The following is a 20,659-nucleotide window of genomic DNA, read 5'->3' on the forward strand; positions in this document are numbered from 1 at the left end:
GCATATCTAGGAATGATTAAATTAGCTTGTACTTTTATTTGGCTTCGATGAAAATTTATTTTTGTGCACAGAGCCTAGTTAAAAATCATATAGTCATAAATGGTTGGATTTATTTATATATAATTCAGCAAGGCTCTAATAGAAAGTTAAAGTTATGGTTACATAAGTCAAATTTTAATGATCAAAATAGTATTAGGGATTTAGCAAGATATCTTTTATTCACGCAAAGTAATTAATCTTTATTATGCTATTATGTATACTCTAGATTAAGGTATTTTTATCATATACATATAATGTTACAAGAATTTAAATCTAAAGTTAGTGATTTCTTAAATAGTGATCAAATAATTGAAAATGAACTTCTAAGATATGCATATTCAACTGATGCTAGTCTCTATAGGATGATCCCAAAACTTGTCTTGATAGTGTCAAATGAACATGAAGTGCTTGAACTTATAAGTCTAGCTACTCAGTATGATATTAAGCTTACGTTTAGAGCAGCAGGTACTAGTCTTTCTGGTCAAGCAGTGACAGATGAAGTATTAGTTGTTTTAGCAGCTAACTCGTGGTTGGATTACGAAATCTCAAAAGATGGGAAGAGGATTAAATTACAGCCAAGTATAATTGGAGCTGAAGCAAATAAGTATCTAAAAATTTATGATAGAAAGATTGGTCCCGATCCAGGATCAATCAATACAGCTAAAATTGGTGGAATTATAGCTAATAATTCGAGTGGTATGTGTTGTGGTACAGCTAAAAACTCATATGCTACATTAGATTCTATACGAGTAGTTTTTGCTGATGGAGAAATCCTTGATACTTCAGATCAGACTAGTATTACTAACTTTAAAAATAATAAAAGTAAGTTTATAAACAAGATTTTAGATATTCGTCAACAAATTATAAATAATCCAGAGTTGGTAGAGTTTATAACAAAAAAATTCTCGATTAAGAATACTAGTGGCTATAGCTTAAATGCATTTTTAGATTTTGAAGATCCTATAAAAATTATTGAACGGCTTATAATAGGATCAGAAGGAACTTTAGGTTTTGTTAGTAATGTTACATTAAATACAGTTCCAGATTATAAACAAAAGGCTTTAAACCTTATTTATGGGCAACTTGATGAACTGATAGATTTAACAACAAAGATAGCTCCTATTAATCCATCATCAGTTGAGCTTTTAGACTATTTATCTTTAAAATCAGTTTCAGATGTTGCAGATTTGCAGCCATTTTTAATGCCTTTAGAAGATGAAAATATAGCAGCTATTATGGTTGAGTTTGCTGAAGAGGACTCTCAAACTTTAGAATCAAAATTAACTAAAGTAGAAAGCTATATAAAACAGACAAACATAATTCATCAGGTAGGTTTTAGAAAAGATGAAAGTGGAATGCAAACGCTATGGAAAACTAGAAATGGCGTATTACCAACAGTAGCAGGGCAAAGGCCTGATGGAACTAGTGTTTTAATTGAAGATATTGCGGTTAATATTTTAGATCTTGCAAATCTTATTACAGATGTAAAAAAAATGTTTGTTAAATATAACTACACTAATGCTGCTATTTTTGGACATGTTTTAGCTGGTAATATTCATTTTGTTCTTACTCCTAATTTTAATAATGAAAATGAAGTTTTAGAATATGATAAGTTTATGTATGAGCTAACATCATTAGTTGCTAAAAAATATAATGGTTCATTAAAAGCAGAACATGGTAGTGGTAGAAATATTTCACCATTTGCAATAGTTGAATGGGGAGAGAAATGTTGGGATATTATGTGGCAGATTAAAAAACTATTTGATCCAAAGCATATTTTAAACCCAGATGTTAAACTAACAAAAGATAAAAATTTACATAAAAAGAACCTTAAAGAATTAAATAGTGTAGATAGTCAGATTGATAAGTGCATGGAATGTGGCTTTTGTGAACCAGTATGCCCATCACGTAATTTAAGCTTAACGCCAAGACAAAGAAATGCTGTTGCCAGAAAAATAAAAACATTAGAGGGCGAACAAAAAGATCAGTGGTTAAAAGATTATCAATACTATGGAATTGAGACTTGTGCAACAACTAGTCTCTGTAAGACTCGTTGCCCAGTAGATATTGATACTGGAGCATTTATTCTCAGTAAAAAAGAAAGAACTGATAGCTTAGTCAATCATGCCAAAGAAATAAATATTGCAAAACAAAAGGTTAAATTAGGTAATTTAGCCGGAAGTATCCTTGGTAAGAATAATTTGCAAAAAATGACTCAACACCTGCATAGTAAATTTAAATCAATTCCAATATATTTAGAAACTATGCCTGATGTTCAAAAATCTAAATTTGCTAACTCACAAATTTCAAATAAAGAAAAAATTCTACTGTTACCGGCATGCCCGAATAGAATTTTCGCAGCAGATAAAAACTATCAAAAATACCCTAGTCAAATAATTTTAGAAGAGCTTGGCTTTGATGTTGATTATCCTAATAGTTTAGATAAACAGTGTTGCGGACAAATGTATCATTCAAAAGCTAACTATAAACAGCAGCAAGCATCACAGAGCTTTTTGCAGAACAGTATAAATTTTGAAAGTTATAATTATGTAGTAACAGATAATAGCTCTTGTGCAAATTTTGCAAAAGATCAAAATATTGAGATATCAAATATTAATAATCTAATCTTGACTAACTTAGATAATCTAAAATTAAAGAAAAAATTTAAGAAAATAGCTCTGCATATAGACTGTTCAACTAGGAAGCAAAATATAGATGATAAATATGTCAAAGCTTTGAATAAGTGTTGCGATGAGGTAATTATTCCTGAAAGAATATATTGCTGTGGTTTTGCCGGAGATAAGGGTTTTATAACTCCTGAGTTAAATAAAGCTAGCTTAAGCTCATTGAATAATCAAATAGATGACTGTGATATAGGAGTCAGTTTTAATAGGAGTTGCCAGATAGGGTTATCTTATCATGGTAAAGTGAAATATATTTCCTTTACAGAATTATTGATAGAATGTTTAGCAGATAAAAGTTTAACTTGTTAAGCTATACTATTGAAAATATCTTGAGATACTTTCTCAACAGCTTGATCACCATTAACCTTGATATATTTTGGTGTTTTTGTGTTATTTGAAGAGAAGTTTTTATAAAAATCAACTAACTTTGCTGTTTGCTGATGATATACAGAAAGTCGCTCTCTTACAGTATTTTCATTATCATCAGTACGAGTTATTAGAGCTTCTCCAGTCACATCATCTTTATCAGCAACTTTAGGAGGATTAAACTTGATATGATAAGTTCTGCCAGATGCTGGATGAACTCTTCTACCTGTGATTCTCTCAATTAGAAGTTCATTAGCAACATCAACTTCAACTATATAATCAATATTTATACCTAGTTTATCTAATTGTTCAGCCTGAGCTATAGTTCTAGGTACTCCATCAAGTAAGAAACCATTCTTACAGTCATCTTTAGAGATTCTATCTTTTACGATTTCTATAATAAACTCATCTGATACTAACTGGCCAGCATCTAGCACTTTTTTAAGTTCATTTCCAATTTCGCTACCTGACTTAATAGTTTCTCTAATCATGTCACCAGTAGATATATGAGCTACATTATACTTCTGTTCAATTATTTTTGCTTGAGTTCCTTTACCTGCTCCAGGAGCTCCAAGTAGTATTATACGCATAGTTTTATTGGCCTTAACCTTGAAAGAATAGTTTACATAACATGCATTTAATTATAGAATAAATACCATAATATATCTAGAAATAGAAGGCTTATTTTTAGATTAAAAGCGGCTAATTTTTAGATTAAGAGTAGCTAATTTTTGAGTTAAGTGGGTAAAAGAGAAAGATGATATCATTTCTACTTGAGAGAATGCGAATAAAAAAACAAGAAACAGTTTTAGGAGTTGAGTTTGATACAGCATCCTTGTCAGCTGTTAAGCTTGATAAAGCTTCTAATGGATACTCACTTGTAAATTACTATAGTGATACCTTTCCTCCAGAAGCCTATTTTGAAGGTCATCTGACATCTGATTGTGTTGGGAATATTATTGCTGAAATTATAGCAGTTAATAAATTAGGACGATTCACAAAACTAGGTTTCACAAGTTATAATGATATAGACGTTGTAAGAGAAGAAATTATATGTGATAAGAAAGCCTTAGAGATTATAGAAAAACAAGGTGTTATATTTTATATTGTCGAACATTTTCTCAAGAAAAAATATCCAGATGACTATATGGAAGTTGCCTTTGATTATTATGATGATATTAGTGAAAAAGGTATCTTAACTGTATATTATATTTCTGATATAGATAAGATTAATCAATTGCGAGATATTGCAGCTAGAGCAAAAAAAGCATTATCTGTATGTACTTTAGATAAGTTATCAATAGTTAACTTTGTAAATGAGTTATTTTTATCTGAAATTTCAAAGAATAAAACAGATAGTGTTTTTTTGGGCTTATACACTGATAAATTATCAATATGCAGTTTCTCTTCTAGTGGAGAACTTAAAAGCTATGAGACGGTAAAAATATATAATACAGAAATCTCAGATATCAATTACACTGATGAGGCTATTCAACTTTTATTAAGATTTATTGATTTTATGTCTTTAGATATGAGTGATCATGATTTTGATTCATTTGAAAATCTTGAGGATACACATGTATATGTGTATGGACTTAAACAAAATTTTGAGAGTATTTTTGAATCAATAAGGGAGCTATCTCAAAAGCAGTGTGAAATACTAAATCCATTTATAAATATTCATCATGATAGTTTTGATATGATCGATCAGCCTTATCGTTATGTCATTCCTGTAGCAATAGCTATGAGGGAGGCGCTGTAAAATGAAGGATTTAAACTTTATAAGAGGGCGCTGGAGAAGAAAGCAATTAGTATATATAGTAGCCGATTTTGTGTTTTTAGGATTTGCTGCATTTATACTAATGTTTTCACTTTCTATAATTTTTTCTTGGTCTAGTGATGAAGATATAAATGTTAAAAATTATTTGCAAACAAAGATTGTTAAATTAAATAAGCAGGCTTCTGAATATCGCAATGTCAAAAAACAAAGAGATAAACTTCTAGATATGTCTTCAGATTTAGCAAATATTAAAGCTAGTCAATACTATATTTTACTTGGGGTAGAAAAAATCTCTCGAGCTATTACAGATCAGCTTTATATAACTAATATGAACTATGTTACAAGTTCTGATACATTAATACTGAATGGCGAAGTTAGAGATCTCAAGCTTCTTTCTGTATTTATGAAAAATTTAGAAATAGAGTTTAGAGTAAAAAAAGTCGAACTAAAAAGCCTAGGGTCTGAAAAAAATGGACAGAGAAACTTCTCTTTAGAGTTTAAGTTTGGTGAGGATAATGCATTTAAGGGAGATAGTGTTAGATGAAGGAAAGAGTAGAGAGATTTTTTTTATCTAATAAGTATTCTAAACTAATAATAGATACACCTTTAAAAGTTAGACTTCCTGTGATGGTAATAGTTTTTGCAGCTTTTATGTTTGGCTTTTATTTAATGTTAGTAAATCCTGTCTTATTAGAAGAACAACGTGCTCAGTCTCAAATTAAATCTATGCAAGCAAGAATTCCAAGCTTAGTAAGAAAGCAAAAAGATTTAGTGGCATTAGAAAATGAAATTAAGATATTAGAACATCATAATGCTGAGGAGAGATATAGTATTCCAGAAAAGCATTCTGTACCAATCTTTTTATCAACACTTAATGAAGCTATTAGTAGTTCAGGAATGAATGTTATAGATTTATCTCCTGCAGGCATTGAGAAAAATAAGTACTTAGATTTATATGCACTTAACTTTAAAGCAAAGTTAAGTGGAAGCTTTTCTCAGTTGATAAAACTTTTTGTAGCTTTAATCGATATGAAGGATATTGCAGTTATTACAAATATTAATATTAAAAAAGAGTCTGATACTAAGTTGCTTGTAGAGTTGAATTTACAGACCTATTCACGTCAAGGGGTGGGGGCTTAGATTAAATGATTAGATTTAGCTTATTATTTTTTATTTTTTTAATTTTTCTTGGGACATATAGTTTAAGCTTTGCTAATTATGAATCTAGAGTTAAACAAATTGATCAGCTTATTCAAAATAAAATGAAAACTATAAAAAGCTCGGAAAAATTAGAGATCCCTGAGTATAAGGGTGATACTCTAAGTTTTGAAAGACTCTCAAAAATAAGAAACCTCTTTGATATAAACCATAGTTTACCATTTGAAAGAAAAAAACAAACTCAAGCACAGAAAAAGAAAGTAGTAAAATTAAAACCTATAGTTATTCCTCCTCAGCTACAAAAGATTATGGAATCTAAACCTACAAACTTACAACAGTATCCTCTTGATTCTTTTAGGTTCGAAGGAAGTGTTTATCAAAATAATCAGAAATGGGGTGTTGTTGAAACCCCTCAAGAAAAAAAACCTATTTATCTAAAACAAGGTGAGTTAATAGGTAAAAACTATGGCCAGGTTGATAATGTTACTAAAGAAGGCATTGTCGTAAGTGAATGGAAAAAAAATACAAGTAAAAGAGTTTGGGAAAAAACTCAAGTAGTTATACATTAAGGTAAAATGATGTTTTTTAGAAAAAAGAAATTATTAACAATTTTAACAATATTAGGTGGGGTTTTAGGGTATGAATCATCATTTGCAGAGGCTACGAAAAATAATCCAGCAGTTGCAAATGTTACGACTCAAAAAACAACAAAACCACAAACTAAAGTTGTTGGTCGTGAACAAAATAAAAATATCAATAGTGAAAAACATATAAAAGATCTTGAGTTTCACCGTAGTCTAAATGGCGGCGCGGTTTTTAAAGTATTATTTGAAGAGAATGTTAGTGGGTTTTCTAATTATAAAACTAAACTATCACAAGATGGTTATACTTTAACTATAACATTTGATGATACTACTATATCAGATAGATGGGTTAGTAATATAGATACTAAAGTATTCAATACTATAGTTGATTCGATTAAAGTTCATAAAGAAAAGCATAATGTCGTTTTTGTGATACATTCTCTTGATAGGATTGCTTTGAGTGATTTAAAAGAAGGAGATGCTTTAAAATTTAAAATTGATAGACGTAATAGTCGTGTTGAAGGCTTTAACGTTAATGAACCAATTTCAATTTCATTTAAGGATGCTCCTGTACAAACAGTTTTACAGGTTTTATCTGAGTTTGCCGGACTAAACCTTGTAGTAAGTAGTAGTGTTCGAGGTAATATTTCTATTGATTTAAAAAATGTTCCTTGGAATGAGGTTATGAATATAGTCCTTATTAGTAAAGGTTTAGCAACTAAGAAAATGAATAGTATATTATATGTTGCTACAGCTGCTGAAATTGCTGCTCAAGAGCAACTAGAGCTACAAACAAAACGTTCTTTGGAGAATAATGCAACTTTAATAACTGAATTTATACCATTAAATTATACTACAGCACAAGCAGCGCAGACGGTGATTACTTCTATGGCTAAACAAAATGGTGGCATAATGTCCCCAAGAGGTAGTATAACTTCTGATGCGCGTACAAATACTCTTATTGTAACTGATACAGAAGAAAAAATGCCACGTATTAAGGAAGTTCTTAGTGAGATTGACATACCAAATGATCAAGTACTTATAGAATCTAGAATTGTTGAAGTAAATAGAAAAAATACTTTAGAACTTGGTTTTAATTATGGGTTTGAAGGCACCGATGGAACTAATATAGCATTTAATACATTTAACTTACCTCAAGGAGGAGGTGGTGGTGTAGCACCTGTACGGAATCCTGTAACAAACCTTGCAGGTGCTACAGCTGAGCTTGGATATACTCTTTTTGGCGGTGCTAAGTTAACTGTTGAAATTCAAGCACTAGAGAATGAAACTTTAGCTAATCAAGTAGCTTCACCACATTTAGTTGTAGCAAATAATGAAACAGCATTTATTAAACAAGGTCAGGATATTCCTTTTAACCAATCAACAGCATCAGGAGCAGCATCTATTGCTTTCCAAGAAGCAGTATTAGAACTACAAGTAACTCCACAAATTGCACCAGATGGTAATGTAGTTTTGGACTTATTAGTGACTAAAAATAGTGTAGATAGAGCACTTGTGACAGGTACAGATGCACCAGCAATAACCAAAAGAGAGATTACTACTAAAATAATGACAAAAGATGGAGAAACTGTTGTTATAGGTGGTATATATGAGAAAAAACAAAATGAAACTCGTAATAAAATCCCTATATTAGGAGATATCCCATATCTTGGCTATTTATTTAGCTATACAAGGATAGAGGATGAAGATATAGAACTTTTGATATTTATAACGCCCAAAATTATAGAAACAAAAATACGAGGAGAATAGCATATAATAGTTGCAAAAATATCGATATTTAGTTATCCTATGTAGCTATAATTTTTATATAAAAGGGGTGATTAGTAACTAACTATCACAGTGTATAATCAACTTATAATTTTGAGTCAAAAATGATAAGAACAAAAAATATTTTCTTAATAGGTCCAGTTGGTGCTGGAAAGTCTACTATAGGTAAGCAGTTAGCTAAAGAATTAAAACTAGAATTTGTTGATTCTGATGAAACTATCGAAAAAAAATGTGGAGTTGATATTAATTGGATCTTCGATTTAGAAGGTGAAGAAGGTTTTAGAAACCGTGAAAGAGATGTCATTGCTGAAATTTTAACTGAAAAACAAAATATCGTATTAGCAACTGGCGGTGGTGCAATATTAGATGCTGATACGCGTTCTTTATTATCATCAAGAGGTAAAGTTGTTTATTTAGAGGCAACAATTGAGCAACAACTTGAAAGAACAGCAAAAGACACAAAAAGACCATTGTTAAGAGTTGATGATAAAAAACCTGTTTTAGAAGAGTTAATGGCCGAAAGAGAGCCATTATATAAAAGTATTGCAGATGTTGTTGTTGAAACAAATGGAGCAACAGTGAAAAATATCGTTAATAAAATATCTACATTTTTAGTTGAAGAAACAATCCTGTGATAGATAAGCTACAAGTAAACCCTACATCTAGTAAAAGCTATGAGATAGTTATAGATTCATCTTTAGACTACTCTCATATAAATAAGCACATAGCTAATAAACAAGTTCTTATTGTAACAAATACAACTGTTGAGAAATTATATTTAAAAAACATTTTAAATCCTATAGCTAAAGTAACAAATGTCTATACTTGTATTTTAGAGGATGGTGAACAATATAAATCTCAACAAAGTTTAGATAAGATATTATCCACTTTACTGGAAAATAAATTTACACGTTCTTCTACAGTTCTAATAGCTCTAGGAGGTGGTGTAATAGGTGATATTACAGGTTTTGCTGCTGCTATTTATCAACGTGGCGTTGATTTTATTCAAATACCTACCACATTACTCTCTCAGGTTGACTCTTCAGTCGGTGGTAAAACAGCAATCAATCATAGTTTAGGGAAAAACATGATTGGTGCATTTTATCAGCCAGAACTTGTCTATACATCTATTGAATTTTATAAAACTTTGCCGTCAAGAGAGTTTACTTCCGGCATGGCTGAAGTAGTGAAATATGCTTTTATATCTAAAGAATTTTATAATTGGTTAAAATCTAATAGACAGAAAATTTTAGATAAAGATCAAAAAACTTTAATAGAAATGATAAAAAGAAGCTGTCAAATTAAAGCTCAAGTAGTTGCTGAAGATGAAAAAGAAGTAACTGGCGCTAGGGCTATACTTAATTTTGGTCATACTTTTGGTCATGCTATTGAAAAATGTCAAAAATATCTTGGATTAAAACATGGAGAGGCTGTTGGTGTTGGTATGGCTCAGGCTGTCGACTTTTCATGTTTCTTAGGAATGATAAATCTTCAGCAAGCTACAGAGTTTAAAGAGTTTATTACAAGTTTTAATATATCAATAAGCTTTCCTAAGGATATAGATAAAGAAGAGTATATTGATGCAATGCTTTTAGATAAGAAAAATAGTAATAAAATGCTTAAATTTATTTTAATCAATGATGTTGGTAACTTAAAGCTTTTGGCAGAGTCTCAAACTAGCCTTCAAAAATTTCTAGAAAAGTAAAATCATTACTGATCTATTTTAAATTGATAGGACAGTTAATACTAGTGAGAGAGTTAAGATTTATTTTAAAAAAGTAATATGATTTTTAGTTTTTGCTATCTATTAAGTTCCTTGTTGCTTTTTTTAACTCATTTCTATAGTAATCTAAATTTCTAGATGATTCGTCTTTTAAGTCTTTTATTTGTTGAGTTAAGAAAGTAATTTGACTCTCTAGACTTTCTTTTAAGTCAGATATTCTTTGTTTTGATTGCTCTTGAAGTAAGTCACAATATGATTTAGCATCTTTAGCTAATCTTTCAGCAGTTTCACGACGGATACTTTCTTTAACTAAGGCAGAATAAAGTTTTTTGATTTTTATTTCATCATTAGGCTCATTTAATAATGTTGACCACTCTTCTGAGATATTACTAAATAGATCTAATTCATCAACTTCTTGAAGTATTTTTATAGCATTTTGACTAATAGCCATTAGATTTCAGTCCTTATAAATTTTTTGATAAAGCTAATTATTAGAGAAAATTAACAGTTAATTTGAATTAATTATTAAACTAAACAAATAATACCTAATTGTTTGGTCAATTTAAAGAGTATTTTTTTAAATAATTTCAATAACTATATTGGTTGTATGACTTGTATGCTATAAACTATTGTAATTCTTGTTTTATAATCAATAAAATATGTTAATAAATAATGATAATCTTATATTTAGCTCTGTTGAAAAGATAAAGTACTCGGCAAGAAGGGGAATGCTTGAGCTTGATATAATACTAGCCCCATATTTAAATAATTGTTATATGAAAGAGGATTTACAAAATAAAAAGCTTTTTGTTGAATTTTTGACAAGTGAAGATAGTGATCTTTTTGACTGGCTCTTTAAAGGAGTTGAGGCTCCCCAAAAGTATCAAGAATTAATACAGAAAATTGTAAATGAAAAAAAAAGATTTAATAAAGATAATTTAAAATAGAGAAGAGGAAGTTTTATGAACAACTTACTAAACCACACCGGTGAGTATCCTATTTCTAAGGAAATAATGAATATTTCTCAATATTGGTTAATAGACGAAAGAAAAGCTGTTACTAACCTTGTCGAAAAAGCACAAATTTCTAGTGTTTCAAAGGCTAAAGTTCGTGAGAAAGCTTATGATTTAGTTGCTCAAGTTAGAAAAAATAGACTTAAAAAATCTGGTATAGATGCATTTATGATTGAGTACGATCTATCTTCAGAAGAGGGTATCGTTTTAATGTGTTTAGCTGAGGCTTTATTAAGAGTACCTGATAAATACACTATTGATTTACTTATTAAAGATAAACTAACAAGCGCTGCATGGAAAGAACATGTAGGTATGGAAAAACATTTATTTGTAAATGCTGCTACTTGGAGCTTAATGCTAACAGGTAAGATCTTAAAAGATAGTAAGAAATCTTATAGAAAAGTTTTCCAAAATTTCCTTAAAAAATCAAGTGAGCCTGTGATTCGCCAAGCAATGAAGCAAGCTATGAAAATAGTTGGTAAACAGTATGTTCTTGGGGAAACTATCGAAGAAGCTTTAAAAGTATCTCAAGTGAAAGTTGATAAAGGATATAGCTACTCTTATGATATGCTTGGTGAAGCAGCTATGACTATGGCTGATGCAGAGTATTATTATGATCAATATCTACATGCTATTAAAGAGCTTGCTAAATATGCAGTAAATAAAGAAATTAAGAAAAACCCTGGGATTTCAATAAAGTTATCTGCATTACACCCACGTTATGAAGTTGTTAAGCATCAAAGAGTTCATGAAGAACTATATCCTAAGTTATTAAAATTAACCGAGTTAGCTAAAGAATATAATGTTGGTATGAATATTGATGCTGAGGAAACAGAAAGACTTCAGATATCACTAGAGCTAGTCGAAAGATTAGCACATGAACCATCATTAGAGGGTTTTAATGGGATTGGTATAGTTGTTCAGGCGTATCAAAAACGTGCTCCATATGTTCTTGAGTATCTAGCAAATCTTGCAAAGAAAACTAATAGAAGATTTATGGTGCGTCTTGTAAAAGGTGCTTATTGGGATGCTGAGATTAAACATTCCCAGGAACAAGGATTAGAAGGTTACCCTGTATTTACACGTAAATATCATACTGATGTATCATATCAAGCATGTGCTAAACAGCTTTTTGAAAGTCATCAATATATTTATCCGCAGTTTGCAACGCATAATGCTCAAACAGTAGCCGTTGTAATGGAACTAGCACAAGGAAACAAGGATTTTGAGTTCCAATGTTTACATGGTATGGGTGATCCTTTATATGATAATATAGTTGGTAAAGAGGGCTATGAAGAAATACCTTGTAGAATTTATGCACCTGTAGGTGGTCATAAGCATCTATTAGCTTATTTGGTTAGAAGACTTCTAGAAAATGGTGCTAATAGCTCTTTTGTAAATAGAATAGTTGATGAGAATCTACCTATAGAAGAATTAATTGAAGATCCTGTTAAAAAAGCAATTGATCATGGTTGTGATCAACATCCAAATATCCCTTATCCAAAAGATATTGTAGCTCCTAGACTAAACTCTCAAGGATATAATACTAATGATTTTGCTATTTTAGAGACAATGTATGCTGATATAGAAAAATATACCTCTAAAAATACATATAAAGCAAAGCCAATAGTATCAGGAGTTAAGCTGAACAAAGAAGAAACTCTTGAAAATGTAATTAATCCGAACACTAATAAAGTTATTGGTAGTGTAATAAATGCTGATGCTAAAACAGCAAAAAGAGCATTAAAAAATGCCCAAAGCGCATTTAATGATTGGAATAATACTCCTGCTTCACAAAGAGCTGAGATACTAGAACGTTTTGCAGATCTTTTAGAGAAAAATACTAATGAATTTATTGCTATAGCGATGATTGAAGCAGGAAAGACTCTAGCTAACGCGATAGATGAAGTTAGAGAAGCAGTTGATTTTTGTCGTTACTATGCAGCTCAAGCACGTGAAGAATTTAATGGTCCTATAGATCTGCCTGCATTATCAGAAAATCTAAAACAAATAGAGTTTAGTGGTCGTGGTGCTATGGTGTGTATTAGTCCATGGAACTTCCCATTAGCTATATTCTTAGGTCAGGTTACAGCTGTCCTTGCTGCTGGTAATACAGTTGTAGCAAAACCTGCTGAGCAAACATCTATAATTGCATATAAGGCTGTTAAGCTTTTATTTAAAGCAGGTTTGCCAAAGGATGTACTTCAGTTTACTCCAGGTGATGGTGCTACAGTTGGTACAGCATTGGTTAAGAGTCCTGTTTGTAAAGGCGTCATCTTTACAGGCTCAACAGAAGTTGCTGGCATAATAAATCAAACTTTAGCAAATAAATCGAGCGAGATTGTTCCATTTATCGCAGAAACAGGTGGCCAAAATGCAATGATTGTTGACTCATCTTCTCTTCCTGAGCAAGTAACAGCTGATGTTATGCGCTCAGCATTTGATAGTGCAGGTCAGCGTTGTTCAGCTCTACGTATTTTATGTTTACAAGAAGATATCGCTGATAGCTATATAAAGATGATAGTTGGCGCTATGAAAGAGCTTAAAGTTGGTGATTCTAAGTATATTGATACAGATGTAGGGCCTGTTATAGATAAAGAAGCAGCTGATAATTTAAATGCTTATATAGAGCAAAAGAAAAATCAGTTCAAGCTAGTATATCAGTCACAACCAAATCAAAATACTAAAAATGGTACATTTGTAATGCCTACTGCATTTGAGATTGATAAGTTATCAGATTTAGGTAGAGAGCAATTTGGTCCAATTTTACATATATTGAGATTTAAAGCTAATCAGCTAGACACTCTTATTAATGATATTAATGCTACAGGTTATGGTTTAACAGCTGGTGTACATAGTAGAATTAATGAAGTTATGAACTATGTTAAAAATAACATCAAAGCTGGTAACGTTTATGTAAATAGAAATATCGTTGGAGCTGTAGTTGGTGTGCAACCGTTTGGTGGTCAAGGTAAGTCTGGTACAGGTCCTAAAGCTGGTGGTCCTTTCTATATGCATCGCTTAGCAAATGAAAAATTATCAGGTGTTGGAGCTGTTGAAGAAATATATAACCCTGAGAAGATAGCTAATGATGAGAAAGCTACTAATAAACTTATAAAAGCTAATTATACGGTAACAAGTATCATCAATGGTGAAAAAGTTAAAAAAGGTAATACTAAAGATCTTAAATCAGCAAATGAAAAAACTATTGGTAAAGTCTTCTATGCTTCAGTTGGTAGTGTTGAAAAAGCTGTAGATATAGCTAACAAGGAAGCAGATATTTGGAATTCAGTAAATGCTGAACAAAGGGCAGAGATTATTGAGAAATTCTTGGGACTATTGGAAAAAGAACGTAACTTAATTGCATCATGCCTTGTTGCAGAATCAAATGTTTCTGTTGAAGATGCTCAAGTTCAGATAGATAAAACTATCCAACAAGTAGCATATTACTGCTTACAAGCAAGAAAAGAGTTTTCACATCCTAAGCTTTTACCAGGACCTACAGGTGAGATTGATGAATTAAGCTTAAAAGGGCGTGGCTTAGCAGTAAGTATGTGCTCTAGCTGTGATTTATTAATTAGGTTCGTAGGTCAAACTACAGCAGCGTTGCTAGCAGGTAATACTGTGGTTGCAAGGCCAGCATATACTGGTAAACTAACTGCTTATAATATAGTTGAATTAATGCTTAAAGCAGGCTTAAATCCAAAAGCTATACATCTAATCCTATCAGATGAAGAAGAAATATCATCAGCACTATTATTTAATAGTAAGGTAGCTTTAGTAGCATTTTCAGGTAGTGTCCCTGGAGTTAAGCAGGTTCATCAAGCTTTAGCTCTACGAAGAGGAGCGATTATACCTTTTGTAGCTGAAAGTGTTGCTAAAGATGGTAAATGTACAAGTCTAGCCATAGAGACAGCATCACCATTATATTTGCGCAGATTTGTTGTTGAAAAAACAGTTAGTGTAGATACTACAGCTTCAGGTGGTAATGCTTCTTTAATGAGTTTAGAAGAATAAAAAAAGCTATTGCAAACTCATTTTCTTAATGATAATTTAAATCTTATGACTTTTTTCTAATAGAAGATTAATTCTGATTTTATTAGTGAAAAGTCTTAATAATTTGGGGATTTATTATCCTTCAATAAGGCTTTAATTAATTATAAGGGAAAAAAAATGAGTGATGTATCTGTTAAAAAGATGTCATTGTTTAGTGCTATATTGATTGGTACTACTTCGATGGTTGGATCTGGCTGGCTTTTTAGTGCTCAGCTAACAGTCAAAAATGCAGGTAACTGGGCATTCTTAGCATGGATTCTTGCAGCAGTTTTAGTTTTAATGATAGCTTTGTGTTTAGGTAAAGTAGTGTCTATGTATCCTGTTAGAGGAGCTACTACTAGATCAAGTGCGATATCGCATAATAATATTTTTGCGATGCCTTTTGCTTTTGCAAACTGGTTTGGAATAGTTGTTGTAATATCTTCAGAAGCTCTTGCAACAACACAGTACCTTGCTGGTGTTAAATCCATGGATTGGTTGATGCATGACAATATTCTAACTATAGCTGGAACAGTTTTTTCTCTTTTTGTTTTAGTTATATATTTAATTATTAACTTTTATGGAGTTAAACTTTTATCAAGAGTAAATAATGCTATTACAATATTTAAAATGGCTGTGCCTGCAATTATTGTTTTAATATTTGTTACTTATTCATTGATGCATAGCTCTGACCATGTAAGCATGTTTGCCTCAGATATTCCTGGTAATAGCCAGTTTGGTTTTACATCTGCTTTAACAGCAATCGTTGCTGGTGGTCTTATTTATACATTTAATGGTTTTCAAACGGTAGTTGCTTATGCAAGCGAGGTCAAAAATCCTGGTAGGAATGTACCTCTAGCAATTGTATTTGCTTTAGCATTAGTACTAATATTATACCTTTGTTTACAATATGCTTTTATGCAAGCAGTACCTCATGATTATTTAATTAGCAAAGGTGGTTGGGCTGGATTAGATTTTGAATCTCCATTATTACAATTAGCTACACTATTAGGCTTAGGATATATATCTATACTATTAATAATTGATAGTATTATAAGTCCATCTGCTACTGGTTATAGTTATTTAGGCGCTTCCTCTAGAATGTTATATGCAATGTCCTCAGAAGGACAAATGCCAAGATATTTTGCAAAAATAACACCTATTGTTAATATCTCGCGTAGATCATTAATCGCAAACTTTATATTAGCTGCAATATTTTTATTTTTCTCAGATAACTGGACTGCTTTAATGCTTGTAGTTACAGGTTTTCATATTATAGGATATATGGCGGCACCAGTTAGTATGGGAGCGTTAGCACCTCGTACTAGAATATATGGCTTAGTCGTGTTTCTGGTATTAGCTTTACTTTTAAACACTGTTGAAACACAAACAAATATTAATATGAGTGTTATATTAATAGTTCTTATGACTATATATGGAGCTATAGAATTTAGAAGAGTAGGTATTAAGAATCTTTTATATTTAGCTGCACCTTTCCTATTATTCTTATGTATAACATCACCTATCAATAGCTACCTACTAAATGGAGTTATTGGTGTTATATTCTACTGGTTTGCTACTGATAAACGCTATGTAGCATTCTGTAAATCAACAGCTAATGAAAAAAATATTATTGTAGACTAAAATAGTAAATCTTGCCTGGTTATATCACAGTTTACAATCTATAATATAACTCTAATATTATATAGATTTTCTTCAAAATTAATGAGAAATACAAAATGGATTCTTCTTATCCTATGTTTAGGATATTTTATTGATTTTTATGACCTATCTGTATTTGGGTCATCATATGTAGACATATTTAAACAGCAGTTTAATATGCACAGTTTGACAAAAATACAACAGATGTACTATTTAATCAACAATATTCAAATGGTAGGTATATTAGCAGGGGCTATATCTTTTGGAGTATTAGCAGATAGGCTGGGTCGTATAACAGTTATAAAATATAGTATTTTACTTTACAGTTTTTCAACAATCTGTTGTATTTTTGTAACTAATTTACATATTTTTATGTTATTACGATTTTTAGCTTACTTTGCTTTGGCTAGTGAGTTTGCTGTTTCTAGTGTTTTAATTGTTGAGTTTTTCCCACCTAAAATTGCAGCATGGGGAATGAGTCTTTTATATATTTTAGGAGTTCTTGGAGGAATTGTAGCAACATTATTTAGTGTTTTTTCTTATCAGATAATGTTTATATTTGGTGGTCTAGCTGGTTTAGCAATATATGCCTTTAGAAATATGCTAGAAGAATCTCCATACTTTATCGAGATGTATGATTCTGATAGATTTAAGAATGCTGGAAATATAATTTTTTTATTCAAAAACTATAGTAAGCCTTTAATTTTAAATTTTTTAATTACATTACCTTACTTCTTTGTGATTACTGTAATGTTTGCCTTAGTAAGATTCATAGCATCTGATGTTGATTTTGCAAGTTTAGTGAAGATTTTCTTATTTGGTTTTTTTGCAGGAAATATTATTAGCTGTATTATTAGTGGTTTTTATAATCAATACTTTAAATCTCCAAATTTATTTTTTGTAATAAATATAATAATATTTTTAGTAAGTATCTTTAGCTATAAATATATATCAAGTGATGTAGTCTTCTTCTATGGCATTCTTATTGGCTTGATTGGTGGTGGATATAACATTATGTGGGCTCAATATGCTGCGACTGAATTCCCAACAGAAGTTCGTTCATTAGCTTGTAATATGATATTTGCTCTAGGTAGAACTAGTAGTATTTTCTTTGGAATTGTTTTTGCCTCTTGGTTGACTAGTGAACAAGTATTTAGACAAAATGTAAATATATTAGCAATTGCGGTAACTGTTATGGTTTTACTAATAATAGCTTTTTATAAAAGAAAAAAAGTTTTAAATAAATAGAGAGTAATTTATGGCACATAAAATTCTATTTGGAATTACAGGAAGTGTATCAGCTTTTAAAACTATAAATTTGATCCGCCTTTTTATTAAAAGTGGTGTAGAGTGTAGAGCTATTGTAACTAAAGGAGCCCAACAATTTATCAAGTCAGAATTACTAGTAGCTCTTGGGTGCGATACCTATACCGATGAATCACTTGATATGTATGAATATGAACAGAGTATGGCACATATAAACCTCTCAAGATGGGCTGATAAGATATTTATAATTCCAGCTTCTGCTAATACTATTGCTAAGTTAGCTACGGGCCTTGCAGATGATTTACTTAGTCAATGTATACTAGCAAATAAACAAATGCAAAAAGTTTACATTGCTCCTGCTATGAATGTAAATATGTGGCAAAATCAGTTAACTAAGGATAATGTAGCTAAATTAAAAAGATTAGGTTTTAATTTAATATCTCCGGATAGTGGCCTACAAGCATGTGGTGATATTGGAGGAGGAAGATTACCTGAACCTGAGGAGTTATTTGAGCTATTATCAGTAGAGCAAGACTTTAAAGATAAAAGTGTCTTAATAACTGTTGGAGCAACAGTAGAGGATATTGATGGTGTTAGATATCTATCAAACTATAGTTCTGGAAAGATGGGTTTTGCACTAGTAGAAGAACTATTAAGTAGAGGAGCTAAAGTTACAGTACTAAAAGCTAAAACTTCAATATCTTTTGATATTAACCATAATCATTTAGATATTATTAATACTAAAAGTGCTGATGATATGAATCAAGCTATGCTAGAACAAGTAAAAAGTCATGATATTTTTATTGGTTGTGCAGCTGTTGCTGACTATAAAATAAAGAATAAGTTTGATAATAAAATTAAAAAAACTGAAGATGGATTAACTTTAGAGTTTATTAAAAACCCTGATGTTTTAGCAAACTGTAAAAAACATTACCCCAATATTTTTGCAATAGGCTTTGCAGCTGAATCTCAAAATATAATTGAATATGCAAAGGCAAAATTAATAAGAAAAAATTTAAATATGATTGTTGCAAATTCTACGAGTGTTTTTGGTAAAGATGATTCATCTGTAACAATCCTATCAAATCATAAAGACAAAGAATATACTAATAAAACTAAATTAGAGATTGCTAAATTAATATTAGATTTTGCTAAGGAGATAATATGAGTATTAAAGAAGTTTGTATAGCTAATAAAACATATAATTTAATAACACTAAAAAATGATAATGTTGAAGTCACACTTTTAGATTTAGGTGCTGTTATTTATTCACTTAAAACTAAAGATAAAAATGGGAAATTAGAAAATATTGTATTGCAGTATCAAGATATTGAAGAATACTCTAACAATCCATCATATTTTGGAGCAACTGTTGGAAGAGTTGCCGGTAGAATTAAAGATGCTAAAATTACGTTAAATGATAAAACATATGAGTTAGAAAAAAACTATCAAGATAAGCATACTCTTCATGGAGGATTTAACTGTATAACTCATCAGAAGTTTGATTTTCAAATTATAAGTAATTCAAAAGTTAAGTTTACAACTATTCAAAAATCATCAGTTGATAAGTTCCCAGGAAATGTAACAATAAATGTAACATATGAACTTTTAGATAATTCTTTGATTATAAACTTTGATGCAATATCAGATGCAGATACTGTTTTAAATATGACAAATCATTGTCACTACAACTTATCAGGTAACTATAAGACAACAATAGTTGATCATGAGCTAGAAGTACCTGCAACTAAGTTTGTTAATGTAGATGATGACTTGATACCTACAGAAATAATATCCTTGCCTAAAGAAATGGATTTTAATAAAAAGTCTAAAATTGGAGATAAATTAGATATGCAAGATTCTAAATATTTCCGTAAAGGTGGTATTGATCATTGCTATATTGTTGATGGTAGTATTACTCTTGAGAATAAAGCTAGTGGTAGAAAACTAAAGGTTTCAAGCTCATATCCTGCTATGCAAATTTATACATGTAATTTTAGTAGGGGACACACTCTTTCAAATGGTGATGTATTAAAACAATATGATGCTATTTGTTTTGAACCTCAATATGTTGGTGCATTTGATGGCAATTATGATAATCATCCTGCTAAATTAATTAAAGACCAAGAGTATAGACACTTTATAAAATTAGATTTCTAATTATTTGGGTTTCCACCTCCATTTCCATTGCTGCTTGGACTACAAGTATTATCTACAGAAGATATACATGTACTACTTAGATCTACTAGAGTCTCCTCTAAACAACTATTAGGAAGTAGATCAGCATCTAATGTTGAGTTAAGAGCATTTTCACAACTCCAAATTAATGTAGTATTTACAATAAAAGGAACTAGATGTATAGCTGCTAGGGCATTAGTAATAACTGGTGTATCAGGTGCAGGGATACCTAAAAATGCAGAGTTACCAACGTTGATAGTAATAATCCCATTTGTAGCAATACCAACATTTTGAGGCATATCTGATATAGACCCTTTACAGACTTTTGTGTAAATTTTTCATAGGCTACCAATCCTATCTTCAAATTTAATCATAAAATGTGC

Annotated in this window: 17 protein-coding genes; 14 read left to right on the forward strand and 3 right to left on the reverse strand. The window is 30.7% G+C overall.

The window, feature by feature from the left end:
- The first annotated feature begins 293 nt into the window (after positions 1-293).
- Positions 294-3,032 carry an FAD-binding and (Fe-S)-binding domain-containing protein gene (locus tag AB8E56_RS07735; protein WP_329479761.1) on the forward strand — a complete coding sequence of 913 codons (2,739 nt, stop codon included), beginning with the start codon at positions 294-296 and terminating at the stop codon, positions 3,030-3,032.
- On the opposite strand, the gene adk is transcribed toward AB8E56_RS07735, so the two are convergent.
- Complete coding sequence (adk, locus tag AB8E56_RS07740) at positions 3,029-3,679, reverse strand: adenylate kinase (RefSeq protein WP_329479763.1); 651 nt, start codon at positions 3,677-3,679, stop codon at positions 3,029-3,031. The two genes, AB8E56_RS07735 and adk, sit on opposite strands and share 4 nt — an antisense overlap.
- A gap of 167 nt (positions 3,680-3,846) precedes the next feature.
- Between adk and AB8E56_RS07745 the strand changes: the two genes are divergently transcribed.
- From AB8E56_RS07745 to aroB, 7 genes are all read left to right on the forward strand, one after another.
- A complete protein-coding gene (locus AB8E56_RS07745; protein WP_329479765.1) occupies positions 3,847-4,851 on the forward strand; it encodes a type IV pili in 1,005 nt (334 codons plus the stop codon).
- A 1-nt stretch (position 4,852) separates the two neighbouring features.
- Positions 4,853-5,413, forward strand: a complete 561-nt coding sequence (locus tag AB8E56_RS07750; RefSeq protein ID WP_329479767.1) for a PilN domain-containing protein — start codon at positions 4,853-4,855, stop codon at positions 5,411-5,413.
- Positions 5,410-6,009, forward strand: a complete 600-nt coding sequence (locus tag AB8E56_RS07755; protein ID WP_329479769.1) for a type 4a pilus biogenesis protein PilO — start codon at positions 5,410-5,412, stop codon at positions 6,007-6,009. The genes AB8E56_RS07750 and AB8E56_RS07755 overlap by 4 nt, the downstream gene beginning before the upstream one ends.
- A gap of 5 nt (positions 6,010-6,014) precedes the next feature.
- Positions 6,015-6,596: a pilus assembly protein PilP gene (locus AB8E56_RS07760; RefSeq protein WP_329479771.1), complete on the forward strand. Its 582-nt coding sequence runs from the start codon at positions 6,015-6,017 to the stop codon at positions 6,594-6,596.
- A gap of 9 nt (positions 6,597-6,605) precedes the next feature.
- Positions 6,606-8,381 carry a type IV pilus secretin PilQ gene (locus tag AB8E56_RS07765; protein ID WP_329479773.1) on the forward strand — a complete coding sequence of 592 codons (1,776 nt, stop codon included), beginning with the start codon at positions 6,606-6,608 and terminating at the stop codon, positions 8,379-8,381.
- A 122-nt stretch (positions 8,382-8,503) separates the two neighbouring features.
- On the forward strand, positions 8,504-9,034 hold the full coding sequence (gene aroK, locus AB8E56_RS07770) for a shikimate kinase AroK (protein WP_329479774.1): 531 nt from the start codon (positions 8,504-8,506) through the stop codon (positions 9,032-9,034).
- Positions 9,031-10,104: a 3-dehydroquinate synthase gene (aroB, locus tag AB8E56_RS07775; protein WP_329479776.1), complete on the forward strand. Its 1,074-nt coding sequence runs from the start codon at positions 9,031-9,033 to the stop codon at positions 10,102-10,104. The genes aroK and aroB overlap by 4 nt, the downstream gene beginning before the upstream one ends.
- Before the next feature lie 85 nt (positions 10,105-10,189).
- Here aroB and AB8E56_RS07780 read toward each other — a convergent pair whose 3' ends face one another.
- Positions 10,190-10,573: a kinesin gene (locus AB8E56_RS07780; RefSeq protein WP_329479778.1), complete on the reverse strand. Its 384-nt coding sequence runs from the start codon at positions 10,571-10,573 to the stop codon at positions 10,190-10,192.
- Positions 10,574-10,781: 208 nt separating this feature from the next.
- On the opposite strand from AB8E56_RS07780, the gene AB8E56_RS07785 reads away from it, so the two are divergent.
- The 6 genes from AB8E56_RS07785 to AB8E56_RS07810 all read left to right on the forward strand — a co-directional run bounded on the left by AB8E56_RS07785 (position 10,782) and on the right by AB8E56_RS07810 (position 20,258).
- Entirely contained in the window at positions 10,782-11,069 is a 288-nt protein-coding gene (locus AB8E56_RS07785) for a succinate dehydrogenase assembly factor 2 (RefSeq protein WP_329479779.1), read from the forward strand.
- Between the two features lie 15 nt (positions 11,070-11,084).
- Entirely contained in the window at positions 11,085-15,152 is a 4,068-nt protein-coding gene (gene putA, locus AB8E56_RS07790; protein ID WP_329479781.1) for a bifunctional proline dehydrogenase/L-glutamate gamma-semialdehyde dehydrogenase PutA, read from the forward strand.
- Positions 15,153-15,308: 156 nt separating this feature from the next.
- Positions 15,309-16,814, forward strand: coding sequence for an APC family permease (locus AB8E56_RS07795; protein ID WP_329479783.1), 1,506 nt, complete (start codon positions 15,309-15,311; stop codon positions 16,812-16,814).
- A gap of 81 nt (positions 16,815-16,895) precedes the next feature.
- Positions 16,896-18,080 (forward strand): MFS transporter, encoded by a 1,185-nt coding sequence (locus AB8E56_RS07800; RefSeq protein ID WP_329479785.1) that lies wholly within the window; start codon positions 16,896-16,898, stop codon positions 18,078-18,080.
- A gap of 10 nt (positions 18,081-18,090) precedes the next feature.
- Positions 18,091-19,266 (forward strand): bifunctional phosphopantothenoylcysteine decarboxylase/phosphopantothenate--cysteine ligase CoaBC, encoded by a 1,176-nt coding sequence (gene coaBC / locus AB8E56_RS07805; protein WP_329479787.1) that lies wholly within the window; start codon positions 18,091-18,093, stop codon positions 19,264-19,266.
- Positions 19,263-20,258, forward strand: a complete 996-nt coding sequence (locus tag AB8E56_RS07810; protein ID WP_329479789.1) for an aldose epimerase family protein — start codon at positions 19,263-19,265, stop codon at positions 20,256-20,258. Before coaBC ends, AB8E56_RS07810 begins: the two co-directional genes overlap by 4 nt.
- Here AB8E56_RS07810 and AB8E56_RS07815 read toward each other — a convergent pair.
- Entirely contained in the window at positions 20,255-20,575 is a 321-nt protein-coding gene (locus AB8E56_RS07815) for a hypothetical protein (RefSeq protein WP_329479791.1), read from the reverse strand. The genes AB8E56_RS07810 and AB8E56_RS07815 overlap by 4 nt on opposite strands.
- Positions 20,576-20,659: the final 84 nt, after the last annotated feature.

This window comes from Francisella sp. 19X1-34, from assembly GCF_041102755.1.
In the GTDB taxonomy this organism is placed as follows: domain Bacteria; phylum Pseudomonadota; class Gammaproteobacteria; order Francisellales; family Francisellaceae; genus Francisella.

Coding starts and splice junctions, on each gene's coding strand:
- AB8E56_RS07745 (WP_329479765.1), top strand. CDS start 3,847: ATGATATCATTTCTACTTGAGAGAATGCGAATAAAAAAACAAGAAACA.
- AB8E56_RS07755 (WP_329479769.1), top strand. CDS start 5,410: ATGAAGGAAAGAGTAGAGAGATTTTTTTTATCTAATAAGTATTCTAAA.
- AB8E56_RS07765 (WP_329479773.1), top strand. CDS start 6,606: ATGTTTTTTAGAAAAAAGAAATTATTAACAATTTTAACAATATTAGGT.
- adk (WP_329479763.1), bottom strand. CDS start 3,679: ATGCGTATAATACTACTTGGAGCTCCTGGAGCAGGTAAAGGAACTCAA.
- AB8E56_RS07750 (WP_329479767.1), top strand. CDS start 4,853: ATGAAGGATTTAAACTTTATAAGAGGGCGCTGGAGAAGAAAGCAATTA.
- AB8E56_RS07795 (WP_329479783.1), top strand. CDS start 15,309: ATGAGTGATGTATCTGTTAAAAAGATGTCATTGTTTAGTGCTATATTG.
- AB8E56_RS07815 (WP_329479791.1), bottom strand. CDS start 20,575: ATGCCTCAAAATGTTGGTATTGCTACAAATGGGATTATTACTATCAAC.
- coaBC (WP_329479787.1), top strand. CDS start 18,091: ATGGCACATAAAATTCTATTTGGAATTACAGGAAGTGTATCAGCTTTT.
- AB8E56_RS07800 (WP_329479785.1), top strand. CDS start 16,896: ATGAGAAATACAAAATGGATTCTTCTTATCCTATGTTTAGGATATTTT.
- putA (WP_329479781.1), top strand. CDS start 11,085: ATGAACAACTTACTAAACCACACCGGTGAGTATCCTATTTCTAAGGAA.
- AB8E56_RS07760 (WP_329479771.1), top strand. CDS start 6,015: ATGATTAGATTTAGCTTATTATTTTTTATTTTTTTAATTTTTCTTGGG.
- AB8E56_RS07780 (WP_329479778.1), bottom strand. CDS start 10,573: ATGGCTATTAGTCAAAATGCTATAAAAATACTTCAAGAAGTTGATGAA.
- AB8E56_RS07785 (WP_329479779.1), top strand. CDS start 10,782: ATGTTAATAAATAATGATAATCTTATATTTAGCTCTGTTGAAAAGATA.
- AB8E56_RS07735 (WP_329479761.1), top strand. CDS start 294: ATGTTACAAGAATTTAAATCTAAAGTTAGTGATTTCTTAAATAGTGAT.
- AB8E56_RS07810 (WP_329479789.1), top strand. CDS start 19,263: ATGAGTATTAAAGAAGTTTGTATAGCTAATAAAACATATAATTTAATA.
- aroK (WP_329479774.1), top strand. CDS start 8,504: ATGATAAGAACAAAAAATATTTTCTTAATAGGTCCAGTTGGTGCTGGA.